Origin of the sequence: Ureibacillus chungkukjangi, assembly GCF_003217295.1 — a bacterium.
Lineage (GTDB): Bacteria > Bacillota > Bacilli > Bacillales_A > Planococcaceae > Ureibacillus > Ureibacillus chungkukjangi.
This window is the reverse complement of sequence record NZ_QJTJ01000005.1, coordinates 136251-157068: the sequence shown is the minus strand read 5'-3', so window position 1 is coordinate 157068 and position 20818 is coordinate 136251. Positions and strand designations below refer to the sequence as shown.

23 protein-coding genes are annotated in these 20818 nt (G+C 35.1%); 4 read left to right on the top strand and 19 right to left on the bottom strand.

Going from position 1 to position 20818, the window contains the following annotated elements:
* Positions 1 to 90 precede the first annotated feature (90 nt).
* The 3 genes from ilvN to ilvD all read right to left on the bottom strand — a co-directional run bounded on the left by ilvN (position 91) and on the right by ilvD (position 4498).
* Entirely contained in the window at positions 91 to 606 is a 516-nt protein-coding gene (gene ilvN, locus BJ095_RS06270) for an acetolactate synthase small subunit (RefSeq protein ID WP_107933427.1), read from the bottom strand.
* Positions 603 to 2375: a biosynthetic-type acetolactate synthase large subunit gene (ilvB, locus tag BJ095_RS06265; protein ID WP_110561291.1), complete on the bottom strand. Its 1773-nt coding sequence runs from the start codon at positions 2373 to 2375 to the stop codon at positions 603 to 605. The genes ilvN and ilvB overlap by 4 nt, the downstream gene beginning before the upstream one ends.
* Positions 2376 to 2827: 452 nt before the next feature.
* Positions 2828 to 4498 carry a dihydroxy-acid dehydratase gene (ilvD, locus tag BJ095_RS06260; protein WP_107933423.1) on the bottom strand — a complete coding sequence of 557 codons (1671 nt, stop codon included), beginning with the start codon at positions 4496 to 4498 and terminating at the stop codon, positions 2828 to 2830.
* 847 nt (positions 4499 to 5345) lie between these two features.
* Here ilvD and BJ095_RS06255 point away from each other — a divergent pair.
* Complete coding sequence (locus BJ095_RS06255) at positions 5346 to 5603, top strand: GlsB/YeaQ/YmgE family stress response membrane protein (protein WP_107933495.1); 258 nt, start codon at positions 5346 to 5348, stop codon at positions 5601 to 5603.
* Positions 5604 to 5650: 47 nt separating this feature from the next.
* On the opposite strand, the gene BJ095_RS06250 is transcribed toward BJ095_RS06255, so the two are convergent.
* Positions 5651 to 6397: a lytic transglycosylase domain-containing protein gene (locus BJ095_RS06250; RefSeq protein ID WP_404426983.1), complete on the bottom strand. Its 747-nt coding sequence runs from the start codon at positions 6395 to 6397 to the stop codon at positions 5651 to 5653.
* A gap of 106 nt (positions 6398 to 6503) precedes the next feature.
* Here BJ095_RS06250 and mscL point away from each other — a divergent pair, with 106 nt between their 5' ends.
* Positions 6504 to 6896, top strand: a complete 393-nt coding sequence (mscL, locus tag BJ095_RS06245) for a large conductance mechanosensitive channel protein MscL (protein WP_107933421.1) — start codon at positions 6504 to 6506, stop codon at positions 6894 to 6896.
* 197 nt (positions 6897 to 7093) lie between these two features.
* Positions 7094 to 8200 (top strand): methionine biosynthesis PLP-dependent protein, encoded by a 1107-nt coding sequence (locus tag BJ095_RS06240; RefSeq protein WP_107933420.1) that lies wholly within the window; start codon positions 7094 to 7096, stop codon positions 8198 to 8200.
* 127 nt (positions 8201 to 8327) lie between these two features.
* Here the strand turns inward: BJ095_RS06240 and BJ095_RS06235 are convergent, their stop codons facing one another.
* From BJ095_RS06235 to BJ095_RS06215, 5 genes are all read right to left on the bottom strand, one after another.
* The gene (locus tag BJ095_RS06235; RefSeq protein ID WP_107933418.1) at positions 8328 to 8759 is read right to left on the bottom strand and encodes a CBS domain-containing protein; all 432 of its coding nucleotides are present in this window, start codon (positions 8757 to 8759) and stop codon (positions 8328 to 8330) included.
* A 116-nt stretch (positions 8760 to 8875) separates the two neighbouring features.
* Positions 8876 to 9478, bottom strand: coding sequence for an SCO family protein (locus BJ095_RS06230; protein WP_107933416.1), 603 nt, complete (start codon positions 9476 to 9478; stop codon positions 8876 to 8878).
* 124 nt (positions 9479 to 9602) lie between these two features.
* Positions 9603 to 9731 (bottom strand): YvrJ family protein, encoded by a 129-nt coding sequence (locus tag BJ095_RS06225; RefSeq protein WP_107933414.1) that lies wholly within the window; start codon positions 9729 to 9731, stop codon positions 9603 to 9605.
* A gap of 69 nt (positions 9732 to 9800) precedes the next feature.
* Positions 9801 to 10028 (bottom strand): DUF2922 domain-containing protein, encoded by a 228-nt coding sequence (locus BJ095_RS06220; RefSeq protein WP_107933412.1) that lies wholly within the window; start codon positions 10026 to 10028, stop codon positions 9801 to 9803.
* 30 nt (positions 10029 to 10058) lie between these two features.
* The gene (locus tag BJ095_RS06215) at positions 10059 to 10277 is read right to left on the bottom strand and encodes a DUF1659 domain-containing protein (protein WP_107933410.1); all 219 of its coding nucleotides are present in this window, start codon (positions 10275 to 10277) and stop codon (positions 10059 to 10061) included.
* A gap of 111 nt (positions 10278 to 10388) precedes the next feature.
* Between BJ095_RS06215 and BJ095_RS06210 the strand changes: the two genes are divergently transcribed.
* Positions 10389 to 10829 carry a DUF2621 domain-containing protein gene (locus tag BJ095_RS06210; protein ID WP_181417978.1) on the top strand — a complete coding sequence of 147 codons (441 nt, stop codon included), beginning with the start codon at positions 10389 to 10391 and terminating at the stop codon, positions 10827 to 10829.
* Positions 10830 to 10885: 56 nt separating this feature from the next.
* On the opposite strand, the gene BJ095_RS06205 is transcribed toward BJ095_RS06210, so the two are convergent.
* From BJ095_RS06205 to BJ095_RS06160, 10 genes are all read right to left on the bottom strand, one after another.
* Positions 10886 to 11377 carry a CcdC family protein gene (locus tag BJ095_RS06205; protein ID WP_107933409.1) on the bottom strand — a complete coding sequence of 164 codons (492 nt, stop codon included), beginning with the start codon at positions 11375 to 11377 and terminating at the stop codon, positions 10886 to 10888.
* A gap of 218 nt (positions 11378 to 11595) precedes the next feature.
* Positions 11596 to 11967 carry a response regulator gene (locus tag BJ095_RS06200; RefSeq protein WP_107933407.1) on the bottom strand — a complete coding sequence of 124 codons (372 nt, stop codon included), beginning with the start codon at positions 11965 to 11967 and terminating at the stop codon, positions 11596 to 11598.
* 75 nt (positions 11968 to 12042) lie between these two features.
* Positions 12043 to 12753, bottom strand: coding sequence for a cytochrome c biogenesis CcdA family protein (locus BJ095_RS06195; RefSeq protein WP_107933405.1), 711 nt, complete (start codon positions 12751 to 12753; stop codon positions 12043 to 12045).
* A gap of 190 nt (positions 12754 to 12943) precedes the next feature.
* Positions 12944 to 13870, bottom strand: a complete 927-nt coding sequence (rarD, locus tag BJ095_RS06190; protein WP_107933403.1) for an EamA family transporter RarD — start codon at positions 13868 to 13870, stop codon at positions 12944 to 12946.
* A gap of 149 nt (positions 13871 to 14019) precedes the next feature.
* A complete protein-coding gene (locus BJ095_RS06185) occupies positions 14020 to 15789 on the bottom strand; it encodes an ABC transporter ATP-binding protein (RefSeq protein ID WP_107933401.1) in 1770 nt (589 codons plus the stop codon).
* The gene (locus BJ095_RS06180) at positions 15782 to 17542 is read right to left on the bottom strand and encodes an ABC transporter ATP-binding protein (RefSeq protein ID WP_107933399.1); all 1761 of its coding nucleotides are present in this window, start codon (positions 17540 to 17542) and stop codon (positions 15782 to 15784) included. Before BJ095_RS06180 ends, BJ095_RS06185 begins: the two co-directional genes overlap by 8 nt.
* A gap of 241 nt (positions 17543 to 17783) precedes the next feature.
* Positions 17784 to 19025, bottom strand: coding sequence for an ABC transporter permease (locus BJ095_RS06175; protein WP_181417973.1), 1242 nt, complete (start codon positions 19023 to 19025; stop codon positions 17784 to 17786).
* Positions 19015 to 19914 carry an ABC transporter ATP-binding protein gene (locus tag BJ095_RS06170; protein ID WP_107933396.1) on the bottom strand — a complete coding sequence of 300 codons (900 nt, stop codon included), beginning with the start codon at positions 19912 to 19914 and terminating at the stop codon, positions 19015 to 19017. The genes BJ095_RS06175 and BJ095_RS06170 overlap by 11 nt, the downstream gene beginning before the upstream one ends.
* 14 nt (positions 19915 to 19928) lie before the next feature.
* Positions 19929 to 20462 carry a DUF2812 domain-containing protein gene (locus tag BJ095_RS06165; protein WP_107933394.1) on the bottom strand — a complete coding sequence of 178 codons (534 nt, stop codon included), beginning with the start codon at positions 20460 to 20462 and terminating at the stop codon, positions 19929 to 19931.
* Positions 20459 to 20776, bottom strand: coding sequence for a PadR family transcriptional regulator (locus tag BJ095_RS06160; protein WP_107933392.1), 318 nt, complete (start codon positions 20774 to 20776; stop codon positions 20459 to 20461). Before BJ095_RS06160 ends, BJ095_RS06165 begins: the two co-directional genes overlap by 4 nt.
* Between the last annotated feature and the right edge of the window lie 42 nt (positions 20777 to 20818).

Here is a 20818-nt window from a genome sequence, read left to right as displayed (position 1 = left end):
TCCTCCTAATATGGGTTTCTATTTTTTTAATACTAGACAACACGTTTAAACGCATCATCGATTTATATACCAACTATCTTGTAAGTAACCTTACTTAAGAATAGAAAGTTGCGGTGTTTCAATAGGCTGGGATTCACGAACAGATGCTGTCACACCTGTTCGCGTTAACTCTTTAATGCCATATGGTCGAATCAGCTCGATAAAAGCATCGATTTTGTCAGGTTGACCAACCACTTGATATGTGACAACATTTTTAGACGTATCAATTATTTGAGGTCTAAAAGGTTCAACAATCGAGTTCATTTCATGTCTGAGATTAGCTGGCGAAACTACTTTAATAAGAGCTAATTCTCTTAAAACTATTGATTTTTCTGTAATGTCATTTACCTTCAAAACATCAATTTGCTTTGATAATTGCTTAACTAATTGCTCAAGCTTTGTTTCATCGGCCACATGTACAACAAATGTCATTTTGGAGACATTCGCTTGCTCTGTGTGACCTACTGTAATAGATTCGATATTAAATTGACGTTTCATTAGTAAACCCGTGACCCGATTTAAAACACCACTTTGGTTAAGTACAGTTACTGTTATTACTCGCTTCAAAATTTCTTCACCCCTACAATATCATCCAAGGATTTTCCTGCAGGAACCATTGGATATACGTTTTCTAATTGCTTAACTCTTGCATCAATTACTACAGGCTCATCAGAATTTAATGCTTCTTCTAAAATTGTGTGTGCTTCATCAAGCGTGTTAATGCGATATCCTTTTACTCCATATGCTTCTGCTAGCTTCACGAAATCCGGTTGAACTGGCATTAGACTTTGTGAATAGCGACCATCGTAGAATAACTCCTGCCATTGTCGTACCATACCAAGTGCCCCATTGTTTACGATAACAACCTTTACAGGTAGATTGAACTCATTTAATAAGGCTAGTTCTTGTAATGTCATTTGGAAACCAGCATCCCCACAAAACGTAATTACCTTCTTATCTGGTTTAGCAAATTGTGCACCAATAGCAGCTGGGAAGCCAAAGCCCATTGTTCCAAGGCCGCCCGAAGTCACCCATTGATGATCATGATTTAGTTTGTAGTATTGTGCAGCCCACATTTGATGCTGACCTACATCCGTTGTCACTACTGCATCTCCATTTGTAATTGTGTGAACCATCTCAATAATTTGCTGTGGTAAAATTTCCTTTTCATCTTCTACATACCAATATGGTGTATCATGTTGTTTTTCGTATAAGTATGCTAACCAGTCTGTTGTATCCGGCCCTTCAAAATCTTTCTTTAGTAAAGCGGTAAGAGCTTCCTTAGCATCTGCTACAATCGGAATAGCAGTTGGAATATTCTTTCCAATTTCTGCTGGATCGATATCAATATGAATGATAGTTGCATTTGGTGCAAACAGCTTTGTATCCCCTGTTAGACGATCATCAAAGCGAGCACCAATATTAATAAGTAAATCCGCTTTTTGGATTGCATCATTTGCTACACCCGCACCATGCATACCAGCCATACCAAAGTTTAGTTCGTGCTGACCGTGAATGCTTCCTAAACCAAGTAAGGTATTAATAACTGGTAATTTATATTTTTCGGCAAATTCAGATAATTCTTGGCGTGCATCAGCAAATAAAACTCCCGCATCAGCTAAAATTAATGGCTGCTTAGCCTCACCTATCGCTTGAATTGCTTTTTGGATCTGCAAGAAATTAGGTTTTGTATTCGGTTGGTAGCCTGGTAAATACAACTCTTCTTCTCTACTAGACTCAGCTAATGCTTCATCAAAAACAGAAGCAGATATATTTTTAGGGAAGTCGATTAACACAGGACCTTTACGACCAGTATTTGCAATATGGAATGCTTCTTTTACAATACGTGGAATGTCATTTACATCCTGAACCTGATAATTATGCTTAGTAATAGGTGTTGTAATGCCCATGATGTCAGCTTCCTGGAAAGCATCTGAGCCTATTACATTAGTTGCTACCTGACCAGTGAAAACAACTAATGGTATTGAATCAATCATCGCATCTGCAATCCCAGTTACCAGGTTAGTTGCACCCGGACCACTCGTTGCTATTACTACACCAGGTTTATTTAATACACGTGCATATCCTTCCGCTGCATGAATTGCTCCTTGTTCATGTCTGGTTAAAATATGGCGAATCGGATTTCTATACAATGCATCATATACATGTAGAACAGCTCCTCCAGGGTAGCCAAAAACAATGTCAACCTTTTGGTCATGTAAAGCTTGTATTAAAACATCTGCACCGTTTCTTGGTTTATTTGTTACTTCTGTTTGTAATTGAGTTGTTGCGATTGCATCTTTTTGTTCATCCGTTGTGGATACGTTAGCAGCCATTTGTTAACTCCTCCCTTAATTTTAAAAAATAAAAAAGCCTTTTTTCTCCAACGCAAAGAAAACCTTTACGTAGGGATGAAAAAGACTTTCATGGTACCACCCTTGTTCATAGCTAAATAAGCTACCTCGCGAATAGTGGGAATTACCAATCTACTAAAGTGGCTACTATATAGTAAGAAACCACTTTTGTGCAACAAGATTAGGTACACTATTCATTAATAACGAGCATTTCGAAATATGCCCGGAGCTATCTAATGGCTTTAAAGCGTTTAATAGCTCACTCCGAGGGGATGTCGGATATAGTTGTATCGTCGGCTTCCAGCAATACCGACTCTCTGGTAGATACAAGGCTCTATATCCTTTTACCTCATCATCGAATTTATCTATTCACTTACAACATTTTTAGTTTTAGTTTGTTTGACTAGTACATTAAAACATTTGCTACGTGTGCATTATATTTTCATAACGCCGCCTTTAGAAGCATTTGTTACAAGTTTTGAATATCTCGCAAGCCAACCTTTTTTAATTTTCGGTTCAAATGGTTTTAAGCTTTGACGACGCTCAGATAACACTTCATCTGCTACATCCAAATTAATAGTTCTATTTGGTAAGTCAATTATTATTTTATCGCCATTTTCTATAAGTGCGATTGGACCACCTTCAGCAGCCTCTGGAGATATATGACCAATTGAAATACCACGGGATGCCCCACTAAAACGACCATCCGTTATTAAGGCAACCTTTGTCCCTAATCCGCGCCCCATTATAGCAGAGGTTGGTGCTAGCATCTCAGGCATTCCTGGTCCACCCTTTGGACCTTCGTATCGTATAACTACCACATGGCCAGCTTTTACTGTGCCATTATCAATCGCCATTTGGGCTTCATCTTGTGAATCAAAAACAATTGCATCGCCTACAAAGGTTTGTATTGAAGGGTCAACTGCACCCACTTTTATAACAGACCCCTCTGGAGCTATATTTCCGTATAGAACAGATAAACCACCTACAGGACTAAATGGATTATCTTTTGTTCGAATTACTTGATCATTTGTAATGACATGATCTTTTACTAGCTCACGCATTGTCTGTCCAGCAACCGTAATTCGATCCGGATGGATTGCACCAGGTATTTTAGTTAGCTCATTGATGATCGAGCTAACACCGCCTGCCTTATTAATATCATCCATCGAGATATCAGAGGCTGGCATAATTTTTGCTAGATATGGAACTCGAGCAGCTACTTTATTAATCTCCTCAAGGTTATAATCAATTTCTGCTTCGTTAGCAATTGCTAATGTATGAAGTACCGTGTTTGTTGACCCACCCATTGCCATATCTAAAGCAAAGGCATCATCAATTGCTTCTTTCGTAATAATATCTCGAGGTTTAATATCCTCTTTTACCATTCTAACTAATTGTTTAGCTGCTTCACGAATGAGTTCATAGCGTTGTTCACTAGTTGCAACGATTGTTCCGTTTCCTGGTAGAGCAACACCTAGCATCTCCATTAAACAGTTCATGGAGTTTGCTGTAAACATCCCTGAACATGAACCACATGTAGGACAAGCATTATTTTCAATATCTAATAGCTCTTCAGCAGTCATCGTACCAGATTTATGCGCACCAACACCCTCAAATACAGAGGTTAATGATAATTGTTTACCAGAAGCAGATGTACCTGCTTCCATTGGTCCGCCTGATACGAAAATTGATGGTACGTTCGTACGTACAGCTGCCATTAACATACCTGGTGTAATTTTGTCACAGTTTGGTATGTAAAACACACCATCAAACCAGTGTGCGTTAATAACCGTTTCAGCAGAGTCTGCAATTAACTCACGGCTTGGTAAGGAATATCGCATACCAATATGCCCCATGGCAATGCCGTCATCGACTCCGATAGTATTAAATTCGAACGGTATCCCACCTGCTTCTATAATAGCTTCCTTTACCACATCAGCAAATCCACGTAGGTGAACGTGCCCTGGAATGATATCGATATAGGAATTACATACACCGATAAATGGTTTTCCAAGATCTTTTGCTTTCACCTTTCCAGTCGCATATAAAAGACTACGGTGAGGAGCACGATCAACTCCTACTTTAATCATGTCACTTCTCATATTTAAAACGCCCCTCAGAATATCTATTACTTTATCAAAAGATAGATAGAATTAATTATTTACAATCAGCTTCCCCTTAAGTCACATGATTGTGTTCGTTTTAAAATTACGAACTTCTTAAATTGTTGCTATCATAGTACATAAAAGCCATTACAGTCAATAGAATATTTAGAATTATTTAGACAATTCTAAAAACTTTAAAATATGAAATCGTTTACATGCTTACTATTACTTAGAATTTCTGTTTCAGTAAACTTTTTCGAAAATTTGACAATTTTAATTTTTCTATTATTAACCAAGTAATTTATTACAATTTTCAAAGTTGCAAATCAAAAAAAATTTCGATATATGTATTAGAAATATCATAAATATGTAAGAAGTTTTTAAAAGAATTTTATTTAAAAATAATAAAAGTCTAGCTAAAAAATAGCTAGACTGAGGAATTTATAATTATTTCAGGTAAAAGATATCCAATGAGAGGTTCAACAATATGACGGCGTGAAGAAAGGCAATTACAAATCCTTGGCGATTTAATTTTTTCATAACTTTCATATTCATTTAAAACACCCCATTATATAAGATTTTTTGTACTGCTTGAAGAAATTATACTCCCAAAGTTTAAAAAAATCAAAATATTTTGAACAAATTGTGAATTCGTTCTTAATACATTAATAAATGATCTCATGCATTTATTACATCTGAATGCATTCATTTAGTAAAAAATGCGCATATTATTTAGTGAAAAGGTGTAATGACTGTCCGTTTTCGAAAAGTAAGTTTAGAAGTGCAGTTTTCAGGATATAAGTTAGTACACGCTTTTAATAAAGAAAAAGGAGTTGACAATCATATGATGAGTTTCATTTGGTTTTTAATTATTGGCGGAGTATTAGGTTGGTTAGCAGGAGTAATTATCGGTAGAGATGTTCCTGGTGGAGTTATTGGTAATATTATTGCAGGTATCGTTGGTTCTTGGATAGGTAGTGCCGTATTAGGTAACTGGGGCTGGCAAGTATCTGACTTCTATGTATTCCCTGCCTTAATCGGAGCAATCGTACTAATCTTTATCGTAAGCTTGATTATGCGTTCAATGAGAAAAGCAACATAATTAAATAATTAATAAAGAAATCAACTGCGCTTTTGCAGTTGATTTCTTTATTTGCTATAAAAAACAGTCTGAACAAGATCATCGCTAACCTCTTCATATTGGTGATAATAAAATAGAATATCCTCAACGTATTTATCACTATGATTATAATTGAAAATTGCCTTTTTAAGTTCCCCTTCAGATGCCCCTGCACGTGAGAGATAATTTGCCGCACTATAAATTGCATCTTCAATGTCAAATGGATCTGCTACTCCATCACCATTTGCATCTACTCCATAGCCACCATATTTTTTGATTGTTTGTGGATTCGTTTTTTCACTTTCTGGTATATCTCCTTCACCCAAATTAGAACAGGTCGGATGGCTCCAGCCAACAAAAGTACATGGCATAAACTGCATATGCCCTTCAGCCCCAACTGGAGAAACAAGCGATTTCATTGTAGAAAAACGAGTTTCTACACGATGATGTGCAGCTAAAAGTGTCCAAGGAACACTGTAGGTATTGGCTGCTGATATATAAATTGGAATATATTCTTCGGGGATTTGAAGATCGAATTCTGATTGTATTTTTTCTACTTCACTTTGTGAAAAGTTTTGAATAAAAGGAAGATTGCTTATGCCACCCCAAGCAAATACGACTAGTGAATAAACCGTTATAGAGATGGGGAGTAATAAAACGATCAGGAAAATTTTCACACCTGGTGTTAGGATTGGCTTTTTTAATTTTTTCTTTTTCTTCTTGTAATTATTTTTCACCACTTTGGCCACATCCACTTTAAATTTGTCTTCAACCACTTACTACTTTAGACATATTTCGATAAATTCTTCAAAAGAATAATAGATTATTAAGAAGTACCATTTTATACTAAATAAATATGAAAATGCAAGGAGATGCAAATGTATGTGGAAAGAATTTAAAGAATTTGCCATGAAGGGAAATATACTCGATTTAGCTATTGGGGTCGTTATTGGCGGTGCTTTCGGCAAAATCGTAACTTCATTAGTTGAGAATATTATTATGCCTCTTGTCGGCATGTTAACCGGAGGAGTAGATCTAACACAGAGCTTTATGTTCGGTCCAGGTCAAGCACAAATTAAATTAGGTGTGTTTATACAATCTATTATCGACTTTTTAATCATCGCCTTTTCTATTTTTATGGCTCTACGCTTCATTAATAAAATAAACCGCAAAAAGAAAGAAGAGGTTGTCGAAGAAAAAGCAGCGCCTGTGCTTGATGCTAAGGAAGAGCTATTAAAAGAGATTAGAGACTTACTAAAAAAAGAACAAGCATAATATAAAAAGGTGTTTAACTATTACTGGTTATTGACCTTTTTTGTTATAAATTATTGAATTTATCCGTATATATAATTATTTCTAGCTTGATAGTGTTGTTTTCGCCACTTTAACATGATAAATTGAATAATAATCAAAAAAATTGATTTATCTTAATATTTGGTAGAATGTATCTTCAAAAAGAAAGAGTGAGCAAAGTGACAAAACGTTCAATTGAGACAAAACTAGTTCAATTAGGTAACTTAAGTGATCCTAAAACAGGAGCCGTTAATCCTCCGATTTACATGTCAACAGCCTATAAGCATGCTGGAATTGGTCAATCCACAGGATACGACTATACACGTACAAAAAATCCAACACGAGAAATTCTCGAAAAAGGGATTGCCGATTTAGAAAATGCAGATGCAGGTTTTGCATGTAGCTCTGGAATGGCTGCAGTCCAGCTAATCTTATCTCTATTCAAACCAGGCGATGAAATCATCGTTCCAGATGATATTTACGGTGGTACTTATCGATTATTAAAAACCTTTGGTGAAACCTATAATATTAACCCAGTCTATTTTGCATCAATTGAAGAGGTTGAAGGACTTATTAATGAAAATACAAAGGCAATTTTCTTAGAGACTCCAACAAACCCTTTAATGATAGAATTTGATTTAGATAAATTTGCAAGCATCAGTAAAAAGCATAATTTATTATTCATCGTAGACAACACTTTCTATACTCCATATTTCCAGCGCCCTATCGAGCATGGTGCAGATATTGTGTTACATAGCGCAACAAAATATATTGCTGGTCATAACGATGTTTTAGCAGGATTAGTTGTTGCTAAAGGACAAGAATTATGCGAGAAGTTAGGTTTTGCTCATAATGGTATGGGATTGGTACTATCTCCAATGGATAGCTGGTTAGTCATCCGCGGACTAAAAACGATGCATCTGCGTTTAAAGCAGCATGATGCTAACGGTAAAAAGGTTGCTGCTTATTTAAAGACAGAACCACTTGTTACCGATGTGCTGTATACAGGCAAAGGCGGCATGCTTTCATTCCGTGTAAAGGATGCTGAAATGGTGAACCCATTCTTACAAAAAATTCAATTAATCACTTTTGCCGAAAGTCTTGGCGGTGTTGAAAGCTTTATCACCTACCCTGCAACACAAACACATGCTGATATCCCGTATGAAGAACGAGTGGCACGAGGTGTAGATGATCGTCTGTTACGCTTCTCTGTTGGTGTGGAAGAAGCAGAAGACATTATCGCTGACCTAAAACAGGTGTTCGAGCAGTTAAGAAAAGAATTTTAATTAAACTAAAGCGTGGTGCTCACTAACTGGGCACCACGCTTTTAATTTTAAATTTGCCTTCAGAAAGCACGAAGACTATCCTGATGTATTTTCAAATCTGCGATACTTATAGACATACTTATTGTGCTTAATGGTCTAAACGAGAATGCTCTGAGATGTCGCTAAGGGCATCTCCTGCCTCATTTGCAAAGATATTTTCTTTCGCTAAATCACCAATAGCGATAATGCCGACAATATCTCCATTTTCCACAACTGGAAGACGGCGAACCTGATGCTGTGCCATCATTTGTGCACATTCATGTACATCAGTATCTGTCGTACAAGTTACAACATCACTTGTCATGCAGTCATGGCAATGTACAGTGTTTGTATCTTTTCCATCTGCTACTACATTGATAACGATATCTCGGTCAGTAATTATTCCTACTACCTTTTTGTTTTCACAAACCGGTACAGATCCGCATTCAATATCACGCATAATTTTCGCAGCTGCAGTTACTGAATCATGTGGTGCACACACTTTGATATTAGTAGACATTAATTCTTTTACAGTTTTCATTTTTTTACCTCCAATCAAATTTTGACTTGTTTATTTTCTGTTATCTTCATTAAATTATTCTAAAAAAAGAGCAAAAAAAGCCAGACTATTAAAAGTCTAGCTCCATTTCAATAATATTATTTACCTAAACGTTCTTCAATTAAAGTTTCAATATCGATAGCAATCGTATCATATGGGACTTCTTCAGTACCCGGGTAGTTTTTTACAGCAATCCCTTTTTCATCAACTAAGTAAAAGCTAGAACCATGTAAAACCTGATCGCCTTCTTTTGGCATTTTAACTAAGGATTTAAAAGAATTGACAGAGAATTGCTCAATCCATGTTTGGTCATATCCAGTTAATAAATTCCATTTCGATTCATCCGGTACAGTAAAATGGCTTAAGTACTCAGAAAGTACTTCTGGAGTGTCGTTTGCTGGATCTACTGAAAACCCTACAATATTATAGTCTTCTACTCCACGTTCTTGTAGTTCTGTTTGAATCTCTGTCATATTAAATGTCATCGGCTGACAGATAGACGTACAATTTGTAAAGATAAACATCGCTAACCACGGCTTCCCTTTCAAGCTTTCAAGGGATACTTCTTCACCTTTATGATTGGTTACATTAAAATCATCAATTACATATTCTGTGTCTGCTTTAAATTTATAATTGCTGCATGCATTTAAGACAACTGAAAGAATAAGTATTCCGATAAGACCCGCTAATTTCTTTCTCAATAGTATTCAACTCCTCTTTCCTTCTCCATCTTATCGAAATACTATAAATCGTACAACCAATCAATTACACACATTTCGAACAAATTTGTGAAGTTTTACTCTAATTCTCTATAGTTTAATTTGATTATTGGTGATTTATTGTGACGAGTGCAGTGTGAATTGCTTCAAGCTTAGTTTCAATACGGTTTAACAAATAAAATGAAACCACTATTGGAAAACCTATTTCTTGAATTAATCGAACCCATTCCTCCATCAACATTCCCTCCTTTAAAAAAAAGCCGACAAAATCATAATATGGATTTTGTCGGCAAATTCAAACTAGTTAATTCCCTTCAGTAAATTCGAATTCAGATACAGTTCTTTCTACTATGCGTGCCTGGTTAATAGCGACTAAGCTAGCGCCATTATTGTGAAAAATATTGGAGCTGATAATTTCTTGCATCGCATTTTCTACTTCATCCCCCGTTAAATTTTCCTTCGGGTTATCAACTGTTAATGTCATAGATTTGCCATTAGCCGTATCAAATTTCAATTCTAAAACCTGTGTCATCTAATTCGCCACCTTTTCCTTTTGTCATTTTTACATTTCAACCGCTTCTGTTAAAATCTTTTTCGCTAAGTAAAAATCATAGCTTGAAAGACTAGAAAGAGCTTGCGCTACTACTAAAACATCAGCTGCTTCAACGTTTTCTTGTAAATTTCTGTACGTCTTTGAAGTAATGATTGCCTTTCCATTTTCATCAACACCAGTTACATAAGAAAGTCTTAAAGTTGCGTTTTCAAAATTGTATGCTGCCATTTCTATCACCTCCTTTCACTTATTAAATATCTTTTTTCTTCAAAAAAAGAGACATTTAAAGTGAAAACTTTTCTAGTTCCTTTTATAATAAGAAATAGTGAAGTAAAAGAGGTGAACGGTTTGAATTTGGAAGGTTGGTTTTTGTGGTTTATTGTATTTTGGGTTTTCGTCTTAATTACCTTAATGGGAATAGGCGGATTCTTTATGTTCCGCAAATTTTTAAAAGCGTTGCCAAAAAAGGATGGCAGGTCAGATTTAGACTGGCAAAATTATTATCTAGATAAAACCAATCATTTATGGGGAGAAGACGCTAAGGAATTGCTAAATGAGCTAGTAAGTCCGGTACCTGATTTATTTCGTCAGGTTGCTAAGGAGAAAATTGCAGGCAAAATTGGTGAAATTGCTTTAAAGGAAAAAGCTAAATCAATTACTCATGACTTATTAATCCGAGGCTATATTATTGCGACTCCAAAGCGAGACCATAAGTTTTTAAGAAAAAAACTAGATGAGTTAAATATTGACATTACTCCCTACGAACATTATTTTGAGTAATATAGACTACATAATTTTAAAACGGGACCCTCTTATAATAAGAAGGTCCCGTTTTTTTACGCTGCTATTATCGTTTTTTCAATTTTCTTATATCGGAATAACATGGCAATTCTCCATGGCCAAAGCATAGAAAAGGCTAAAATCCAAAACATTGCTGCTAGCTCACCGACATCAAACGAATCTGATAAGTATATTTTCATAAGAACTCGAAGAATCAATAAACCGGCTAATATAAAGAAAAATGCTTTTGATCGTTTCATAAAAACTTCTGCATTTCGCACTTCAAATTTTGAGGTTGCAATTAAAACAGTAGAAAAAACAACACCTACAGCAACTGCTTCTAATATTTGAATAGGTGTAATGCGAAATTCTTCAAAAATAAACATTAACCCGCCTGAAGACATGGCAATCGGAGGAATTAATATTTTTTTTGCGTTAACAGGTTTCTTTTGGGAGCGAATACGAACAAACATCACAAATAGACCCATTAAAAATGCCATAACTGTTGATCCAATAATGAAATATTGAGAAGGTATATTTGCTAACATAACTCTTCCCTCCTCTGTAAATCTCTCTCTAATAGTATTATCATTACCTTTATTTCTATTTTATATCCTATCATAGTTGGCAAGATAAATATCGTATTGATAATACCTTATTTATAGATATTTTTCCACACAAAGCATAATTAGAATTTTCATCTCAAAAGAACAAATTCCGTAAAAAAACCTGCTAATTAGTTATAGCAGGTTTTCACACTTTCACACTAAGGCTCGTCATAGCCTAAAATATTATCGACAACCGTTTTTAATTGATTTTTTTCGAAAGGTTTTGTGATAAAGTCTTTTGCACCAGCTTCTATAGCTTCTACAATGATTCTTTGCTGCCCAAGAGCTGTCATCATAATAATATTTGCATCTGGATGTGCAGGGATAATTTCTTTAACTGCATCCAATCCAGACATTACGGGCATTGTTATATCCATCGTAACAAGATCTGGCTTATATTTTTCATATAGTTCGACCGCTTCTCTACCATTAGCAGCCTCTCCTACGACTACAAAGTCCCACTCTTTAAACATATTACCGACAGCAACTCTCATAAAAAGTGCGTCATCAACTATTAATACTGTTGGCATCCTTCATTCCCCTTCTTTAATAAATCAATCTATTATTTTGTTTTAATTAGTAATGGAAAAGTAAAATAATTTTGATTAGAAGCCAGTAAATCCACCAAAAATTGGAGATAGAACGCGAATAATATAATCTAATCCATTAAAAAATAGTAAAATCCCGACAGCAATCATAATATAACCGCCGACTTTAACGATTTTTTGACTATGATTTCGAATCCACCCAAGTTTTGAGATAAAGAACGATAAAACAAAGAATGGAATAGCAAAACCAAAGTAATAAGCGAGCATATATCCAATACCCGATTCTGGATTTGCAGTAGCTAACGCAATGATTGATGCGAGTATTGGACCTGTACAAGGAGTCCAGCCCGCTGCAAACGCTAACCCGATTAATAATGACCCAAAGTAACCTGATGGTCTGTTTTTAAACTGAAATTTGCGGTCCTTCATTAAAAAATCAAATTGAAGTAACCCTACAATCATTAAGCCAAACACAACAATGAGAATTGCCCCAATTTGTCTCATTAAAACCTGATAGTTCAAGAAGAATTCTTTTGCTAAGGAAGCACTGAATCCTATAGCAATAAAGATTATTGAAAATCCAATTAAAAAGAATAATGTATGTAAAATTGCACGTTTTTGCAACATACCCTTTTCATTTTTTAGTTCATCATAGCTCATACCTGTTATATAGGATAAGAAAGCCGGATAGAGCGGTAATGTACAGGGTGAGATAAAGCTCAAAAAACCCGCACCAAACGCCAAAAAGATATTTACATCTGTATTCATTGTGTACTCTCCTTACAATTAATGTCTTCATAGTATCAAAATTTCTCTGAAAATGCTTTGAAATGGGTATGAAGATTTTTTGTCTAAAATGTGTAAGAAATGTGAAAATGATAGATGTTAATACTTATTACATAAAATCATATCATATTCATTTAAAAAGCAATACAAAATTCTAATAATTCAATAATTATTATATATCTACATTAGCGGTTTCTCGCTTAATTTGAATTCTTTTTTTTGATTCATATATCGTTGAGAAAGTAAAAATTATGATTGATAACCATATAAAAGAGAATGATATTAATTCTGTTTTTGTAAATGGTTCATGATATAAAACAATACCTAATATAAGAACAATTGTCGGCGTCATATATTGAATAAAACCGATTACATACTGTGGGAGTAATTTTGCTCCATTGGCAAATAAGACTAACGGAAAAGCTGTCACAATCCCTCCTAGGACTAATATAAAATCCGTCTCCCAATTAATTTGTAGAAAGGACATTTTATTAGTAGACATAATATAAATATAGTAAACTATTGCCACGGGAAGCATAAGCATTGTCTCAAGTACTAAGCCTCGAGTTGCATTTAATGTGATTTGTTTTTTTAGAGCACTGTAGCTAGCAAAACTAAATGCGATTAACAATGCGATCCAAGGAACCTCTCCATAACCTATAGTAAGCGATACTACACCGAGAAACGCTACGATAACGGCACTTATTTGTAATTTAGAAAGCTTCTCCTTAAAGAAAATCATACCAAACACAACCGTTATTAAAGGATTAATATAATAGCCTAGACTAGCATCAACCACGTGATTATTATTTACTGCAAATATATATAGAAACCAATTGCAGGATATAACAAAGGATGCACCTAGTAAGGAAAGGAATAATTTTTTATTTTTCCAAAGTGACTTTAAATCCTCTAATAATAACTGTCTTTGTTTAATCAGAATTATAAAGACATACGTAAACACAAAGGACCAAATAACTCTGGAAACTAATACTTCCAAACTGTCTACATGTGCCAGTAGCTTCCAGTAGAGCGGAAAAATACCCCATATACCATATGCAGCAACTGCATAAAGAATCCCCTTACGATCTATATTCATTTAGACACCTTCTTAATTTTTTTGCTTTTTTAAGCTAAGCCAATTATAGTACTCGTGAAATTTGAAGTAAATGGTATTTTCATCGTTTAATTTAACACACACATAAATGAAAAGAGTGTTACCTTCAAAGCAACACCCCTTCAAGAAAATTATTCGACTATCCCATTTTGTAATAAATACATTTTATGGTATAACCCATTTTGCGCAAGAAGCTCTTGGTGAGTTCCCCTTTCAACAATTTCTCCTTGGTGTAAAACTAAAATTAGTTCCGCATCCTGAATTGTCGACAGACGGTGGGCAATAGCAATGGTAGTACGCCCTTTTCTCATTTTTTCTAAAGAGGATTGAATCGCAACCTCTGTTTCAGTATCAATCGATGCAGTTGCTTCATCTAATACTAAAATTTTAGGATTCGTTGCAATTGTACGAGCGAATGCAACTAGCTGTCTTTGTCCGCTTGAGAATGTAGATCCTCGCTCGGATACGCGTTGGTCATATTTACTTGGTAATTGCTCTATAAATTTATCAGCCTGCACAAATTCCGCTGCAGCAATAACCTGCTCTTTTGTTAAGCTTGAGTTAAACAATCGTATATTACTTTCGATTGTCCCATAAAAAAGGAATGGATCTTGAAGTACAAGTCCGAGCTTGTTTCTCAGCTCCTTTTTACGATAGCTCTTAATAGATTTTCCATCTATTAAGATATCCCCATCACCAAACTCATAAAAACGCATTAATAGATTAATAATTGAACTTTTTCCACTACCAGTATGGCCAACTAAAGCCACAGTTTCTCCTGGTTTCACAGTAAATGAGATGTTTTTCAAAACATTTGCTTTACCATCGTAGCTAAAAGTAACATTTTTAAACTCAATTAATCCACTCGAGATAACTTGTTCTCTTTCTTCTTGTTTTGGCTCGATATCTTCATTATCAAGCAATGCGAAAACTCGTGAGGCTGCAACAATAGCTTGTTGATAGAATGCTAAACGCTCCATTACATTATTAATCGGTTCAAAGAATCGGTTAATATACGTAATGAAAACATAGACTACTCCCACCTCTATCGCCGTGTTAAAGGAAGCCATCCCAAAATAAGTCAAGATCAGAACAATAGCAGTGAAGAATATTAAATCAATAACAGGTCTAAGTAGAAGACTATTTAGTTTGATATTATTCATCATCGCAGCATAATGCTCATCATTTATTTTGTCGAAGTCCTCTGATATTCTCTGTTCCTGACGGAATGTCTGGATAATTCCCATACCCGATAAACTTTCGGCTAATTTTGCATTTAACTGGCTTAGCTTTTCACGCATGGTCAGAAATACCACTGAGCTAAACTTTCTATACAAGTAGATAACCAAAAAGATTAACGGAAGTAATACGAGAGCATACAAAGCTAGCATCGGATTTAATAAAAACATAGCGATATATACCCCTACAATTAGAAATGCTGCTTGTATAAAAGAGCTTAATACCGAGACGAATAGCTCCTTTATAGCCTCTGTATCATTTGTCGCTCTTGATACAATTGACCCTGCAGGAGTTTCGTCAAAATAACGCATACCAAGCTGATGGATTTTAGAAAAAACATCTATACGTAGTTGCTGAATGATTTTCAACGCAATCTCTTGGAATTTTACAAGCTGAAAATAAGAGATTATGACATTCAGTATTTGGATTATAAAATATGAAACCGCTAATAAGATAATAGCCTCAAATTCAAAATTATTTGTAGCTACATGATCATCAAGAAATATCTTAATAAGATATGGGCCGGTTACATCTCCAATTACCGTTAGCATAAGTAAAAATAAAGCTAGCAAAACCGCTTTCTTATGGGGTTTTAAATAAGATAACAGTCTGAACAGTATTTGTGTTTGTTCTTTACTAGAAAAGGCGGACTTATTATTCAATTTCTTCTCCTCCCTTTTCTACTAATCTTTCAAGCTGCTGCAATTGATACATTTCGAAATATTTCCCCTGTAATGCCATCAATTCCTCATGAGTTCCTTGCTCTACGATTGTTCCATCATCCATTACAATAATTAAATGGGCATGCTCAATTGCACTTAAACGGTGAGATGTAATAATTGTTGTCGAATCCTCTCGTGCTTCCTTAAGAGACTTAAGAATCGCTTCTTCCGTTTTTGCATCAACAGCCGATAACGAATCATCTAAAATAAGAAGCTCCGGTTTCATCATCAATGCACGTGCAATGGAAATCCTTTGTTTTTGTCCACCTGATAAAGAAACCCCCCGCTCACCAACAATTGTTTCATAACCATTTGTAAATCGTAAAATGTCATCATGTATATGGGCAATTTTCGCGATCTGCTCAACCTCTTCTCGATTTTCTTGAGGGTTGTTAAATGCGATGTTTTCAAAAACTGTCGTTGAAAATAAAAAATGATCTTGAGGTACATACCCAATTGCCTCTCTTAACCTTTGCTTTTTATAATCATCAATGGTGTGGTTTCCAAATCTAATTTCCCCATTATAGCCCTCGAATTCACGTAATAATAGCTTTAAGATCGTTGTCTTTCCTGAACCGGTTTTCCCTACAATTCCTAACGTTTCCCCACGCTTCAAGGTAAAATGTACACTGTGTAATGCACTTGCTTGGTCTCCAGGGAATTTGAAATCATCAATTTTAAATCCGATATCCCCATTTGGTTTACTATCCAATGCATTTTCTTTGTCATCAATTTCTACCGGTACTTCTAGTAGCTGCTCAATTCGGTCATATGAGGCAGAGCCGCGCTCCATGATGTTAAACAGCATACCAAATGCTAACATTGGCCATACAAGCAGTCCTAAGTAAGTATTAAAGGCAACCAAATCACCGATTGACATAGACCCTTCATATATAAACTTCGCACCAAAGCCTAGACTCAGCATAAAGCTAAAGCCTATTACTAAGCTGATTGTTGGATCAAACAACGAATCGATTTTTGCAACCTTCATATTTTTATCCACAACATCATTAGATAATCGAGTGAAATCAGCTGTATCCTCATCTTGCTGTCCGAAGGTTTTGATAACCTTAATACCAGAAATGCTCTCCTGTGTTTTGTCATTTAAGTCTGAGAACGCGGCTTGAGCTTCTCTAAATCTAGAATGCAGAAGCTTTCCGTAATAACTCGTTGAGATTGCCATCAATGGCATAGGGATTAAGGCAATTAAAGTTAAACGCCAATCAATAGTTATAGCCATTGCTAAAATAACAAATCCACCTGTAGTAACTGAGTCGAAAAGAGTTAAAACGCCACCTCCAGCTGTTTGCTGAACGGCAGAAATGTCATTTGTTGCATGAGCCATTAAATCTCCAACTCGTCGCTGCTGGTAAAAGGACGGACTCATCTTTGTAAAATGATGAAATAACTTCTCACGCAGTAATTTGGCTAAATATGTGGAAGACCCAAATATCATACGTCGCCAATAATAACGCATGATGTAGATAAGAATAGCAACAACTATAATAATTCCGACCCATTTTGCAAGAGATTGAGTTGTTAGCTCACCATTTCCAATTTCATCAATGACATAACCAATTACTTTTGGAGGAATAAGATTTAATATCGCCACAAGTCCAAGCATAGACAGACCGATTAAATACTCCTTTTTCCTCAGCTTAAAAAACCAAATCAATTTTAAAAATACTTTCATTCATTCACCTTCTTCTGTCTTTAAAGGTACTTAATTTTTCAAAAATTCAGTCCTTATCAAACCCAACCTATTTTAGCAAATATTAAATTAGACGTGAAGAGCATTTTTAAAAATAATTCAGATTTCGAAGCATTTTCATTCAAAAGTAGGAAGAAATAAAAATAGACTGCAGCTCAAACCCGAAAAATTCGAATTCGACTGCAGTCTAGTCTAAAGCAATTTATAAAATGGTTTTACTTAATTATGTCGTAACTTTTAGTACTGTTTTTATTTTTTGAATTACTCCACCAGAGCTATAAGTTAATACGCTACGTTTATAGAACGATAAACTGATTATATAAAATACTATAACTGTGATGATTAATAGTACTAGTGAAATAATCGGCTCTATTGTAGAGATATCCGTTGCGCCTATTCGCATTGGCATAACCATTCCAGAAGTTAAAGGAATATACGAGAATACTTTAATTAGTAACGTATCTGGGTTTGCTACACCTGAAATCATAACGTAAAAGCCGACTAATGCCGTCATGATTGCTGGAGTCATTACTTGTGAGGCTTCTTCTACCTTCGATACAAGTGACCCAAATAAAGCACCAATGATTAAGAATAAAATAATCGTCAAGAATAAAAAGGCTAGAACGTAAAATACGTAGCTATAAGATAATTCATTTAAAATAGTTTGAATCATATCCCATTTCTCTCCACCATCTGAGAAGCGAAGTAAGACAAATAGGAAACCAAAAATGATGGTAAACTGAGTTAAGGCTAGCAATGTAATCCCAATAATTTTGGATTGGAAATGCGTGCTTGGCTTCACACTTACTAAAAGCATTTCAAGAGCTCGTGAACCTTTTTCAGATGCCACATCTGTTGTAATCATAGATAAGAATGCCATTATAAAGAAGTAAATTACAATCCCCACAAAGTAGGAAGCCCAAATTCCTGATTGCTTTTGGTCTTCGCTTTTACCGTCAGCCACAGCCTCATTTAAATTTGTCGTCGTAATGATTGCTTCTGAATTTAAGATTTTGTCAGCTTCACTAGCTGTTAGATTTAGTTGCTGAATACCGTATATCTTCCCTGCATATTGAACAAAAGAAGAAATAGTTGATTGGTCATTTAACTTTAGAGGAGAATATGTTGCGATATCAGCAGTTAATGTTTCGTTTTCTTCTGTAACCACTACTACAGCATCATATTTTTCCTCTTTCAATTGATTATAGACGCTTTCCTTGGAATCTGCTGGGAAGCTGAATGCAATGTCCTCATTAGTTAAAAAGATCGATTCCAATTCAACTGGTGTTTCATTTATCAATGCTACTTCTAGTGCTTCCTCATTTACAAAGATTCCTTTAATATCTGACCAGAACATAATGACACCAATAATTGCAACATATAAAAGTGTCATTAGCATAAATGACTTTGCACGAACCTTTTGTTTGTATAGCTGTTTTATCAAAATACCTAATTTACTCAACATTACCACCTACCTTATCTTTGAAAATCTCATCTAATGATAAATAATCAAGACTAAACTTTTCGATATATTGTCCATTTGAGACAACCTCAAAGATAGATTCAGCAAAGGTTTCGTCAACTAAGGTTAAAACATACTCATCTCGATCAACCTTAACCCCTTTAACACCGGCCAATTTTTCTAATTCATTTAACGGCACATTTGTGCGAAGCGTTAATTTTGTCTTTCCATACTGCTTCTTTAAATCTAACAGACTTCCTGAGAAAAGAGAGACACCACGTTTAAGTAGACATAGATGATCACATAATTCCTCAACATTATCCATTTGGTGACTAGAAAAAAGAATTGTGACACCTTTATCTTTTAATAATAGAATAGCATTTTTTAGTAAGTCTCTATTTACCGGATCTAATCCACTGAACGGTTCATCTAAAATTAAAAATTGAGGTTTATGAATAAAACTAGCTATCAATTGAACTTTTTGTTGATTTCCTTTTGATAACGTTTCTGCCTTTTCGTGACGTTTTTCTTCTAAATCAAAACGGGCAATCCAAAAATCAATTTCTTTTTTAAGTTCATCACGCTTCATACCACGCAATTCACCAAAGAAAAGTAATTGCTCCTCCACCTTCATTTGAGGAAAAATACCTCGTTCCTCAGGTAGATAGCCCAAATAATCACGGTTTATTTTTTTGATAGGTGTTCCATCCCAAGTAATTGTACCTGAAGTCTGATCCTGTAAATCTAGAATCATTCGGAACGTAGTAGTTTTACCAGCACCATTTTGACCAATAAGACCAAAGATTTCACCTCTTCCGATGGTGAAATTCAGGCCATTTACCGCTGTGAAATCCTTATACTTTTTCACAACATGCTCTAGAGTTAAAGTCATTTTCTAGCTCCTTCCTAATCATTAAAAATTGTTAACTGTTGTTTTAAATTTCTTTGCTTTCTTAGAACTTTAAGCAAGGGGATTAATAAGATGACGGCAAGTCCAATATTCACTAACCCTGTGTAGTGATTGAATTTTTCTTCAAGAATTAAATTGCTAATTCCAGCGACTACATTGATAAAAAAGGCAATTAAAAATAGCTTGCAGATTCGTTTTTGATAAGCTAGCTTTGAAGTGATGTCACTATATAGCTCGAAAGGACCTTCCGAAGCTTTTTTCCGAAAATATGCCCAATTAAAGAAAACCTTTACGAGTTCAACTCCAGATGATTGCAAAAAATTTATGTACTCATCACGCTCATCCTTCACACCCAGATTATGAATCATTTCATTCCTATAAATATACTGACCAGGATCGCCCTTTTCAAAAGTATAATAGCCTAATCCAAAGGAGTATAAATTCCACCCCTTTACAGCCATAAGATTTACCCATTTTTCCTCTTTTTCGTAATCAATAAAAAAACGAATTTTCAATTTGCGTTCTCTCAAAATTTGCCATCTCCTGTTATACGGACACCATTCTCAAAAAGTTCCCTTAATCTTAAAATTTCTAATTCAATTACTTTTTTTCCTTCCTCTGTAATGATGTACTCTTTTTTACGTCCATCATCCTCAAAGGTTTGAATCCAGCCGCGATCTAACAAAGTTTTTATCGCTCCATAAATCGTACCTGCCCCTAATTTCACACGCCCCGCTGTCAGTTCCTCTGTAAGCTGTATAATTCCATAGCCATGTCTAGGCTCATACAAGGAAAGTAAAATATAATAAACCCCTTCCGTTAATGGAGGATGCTCTTGTGTCATTTTGTAATTCCTTTCTTATATATTGTCGAACGATATATCGGC

Excerpts from the sequence above, each read along its gene's own strand:
- ilvB (WP_110561291.1), bottom strand. The coding sequence starts at position 2,375 with ATGGCTGCTAACGTATCCACAACGGATGAACAAAAAGATGCAATCGCA.
- ilvD (WP_107933423.1), bottom strand. The coding sequence starts at position 4,498 with ATGAGAAGTGACATGATTAAAGTAGGAGTTGATCGTGCTCCTCACCGT.
- BJ095_RS06255 (WP_107933495.1), top strand. The coding sequence starts at position 5,346 with ATGATGAGTTTCATTTGGTTTTTAATTATTGGCGGAGTATTAGGTTGG.
- mscL (WP_107933421.1), top strand. The coding sequence starts at position 6,504 with ATGTGGAAAGAATTTAAAGAATTTGCCATGAAGGGAAATATACTCGAT.
- BJ095_RS06235 (WP_107933418.1), bottom strand. The coding sequence starts at position 8,759 with ATGAAAACTGTAAAAGAATTAATGTCTACTAATATCAAAGTGTGTGCA.
- BJ095_RS06225 (WP_107933414.1), bottom strand. The coding sequence starts at position 9,731 with ATGGAGGAATGGGTTCGATTAATTCAAGAAATAGGTTTTCCAATAGTG.
- BJ095_RS06220 (WP_107933412.1), bottom strand. The coding sequence starts at position 10,028 with ATGACACAGGTTTTAGAATTGAAATTTGATACGGCTAATGGCAAATCT.
- BJ095_RS06215 (WP_107933410.1), bottom strand. The coding sequence starts at position 10,277 with ATGGCAGCATACAATTTTGAAAACGCAACTTTAAGACTTTCTTATGTA.
- BJ095_RS06205 (WP_107933409.1), bottom strand. The coding sequence starts at position 11,377 with ATGTTAGCAAATATACCTTCTCAATATTTCATTATTGGATCAACAGTT.
- BJ095_RS06200 (WP_107933407.1), bottom strand. The coding sequence starts at position 11,967 with ATGCCAACAGTATTAATAGTTGATGACGCACTTTTTATGAGAGTTGCT.
- BJ095_RS06195 (WP_107933405.1), bottom strand. The coding sequence starts at position 12,753 with ATGAATACAGATGTAAATATCTTTTTGGCGTTTGGTGCGGGTTTTTTG.
- rarD (WP_107933403.1), bottom strand. The coding sequence starts at position 13,870 with ATGAATATAGATCGTAAGGGGATTCTTTATGCAGTTGCTGCATATGGT.
- BJ095_RS06180 (WP_107933399.1), bottom strand. The coding sequence starts at position 17,542 with ATGAAAGTATTTTTAAAATTGATTTGGTTTTTTAAGCTGAGGAAAAAG.
- BJ095_RS06175 (WP_181417973.1), bottom strand. The coding sequence starts at position 19,025 with ATGTTGAGTAAATTAGGTATTTTGATAAAACAGCTATACAAACAAAAG.
- BJ095_RS06170 (WP_107933396.1), bottom strand. The coding sequence starts at position 19,914 with ATGACTTTAACTCTAGAGCATGTTGTGAAAAAGTATAAGGATTTCACA.
- BJ095_RS06160 (WP_107933392.1), bottom strand. The coding sequence starts at position 20,776 with ATGACACAAGAGCATCCTCCATTAACGGAAGGGGTTTATTATATTTTA.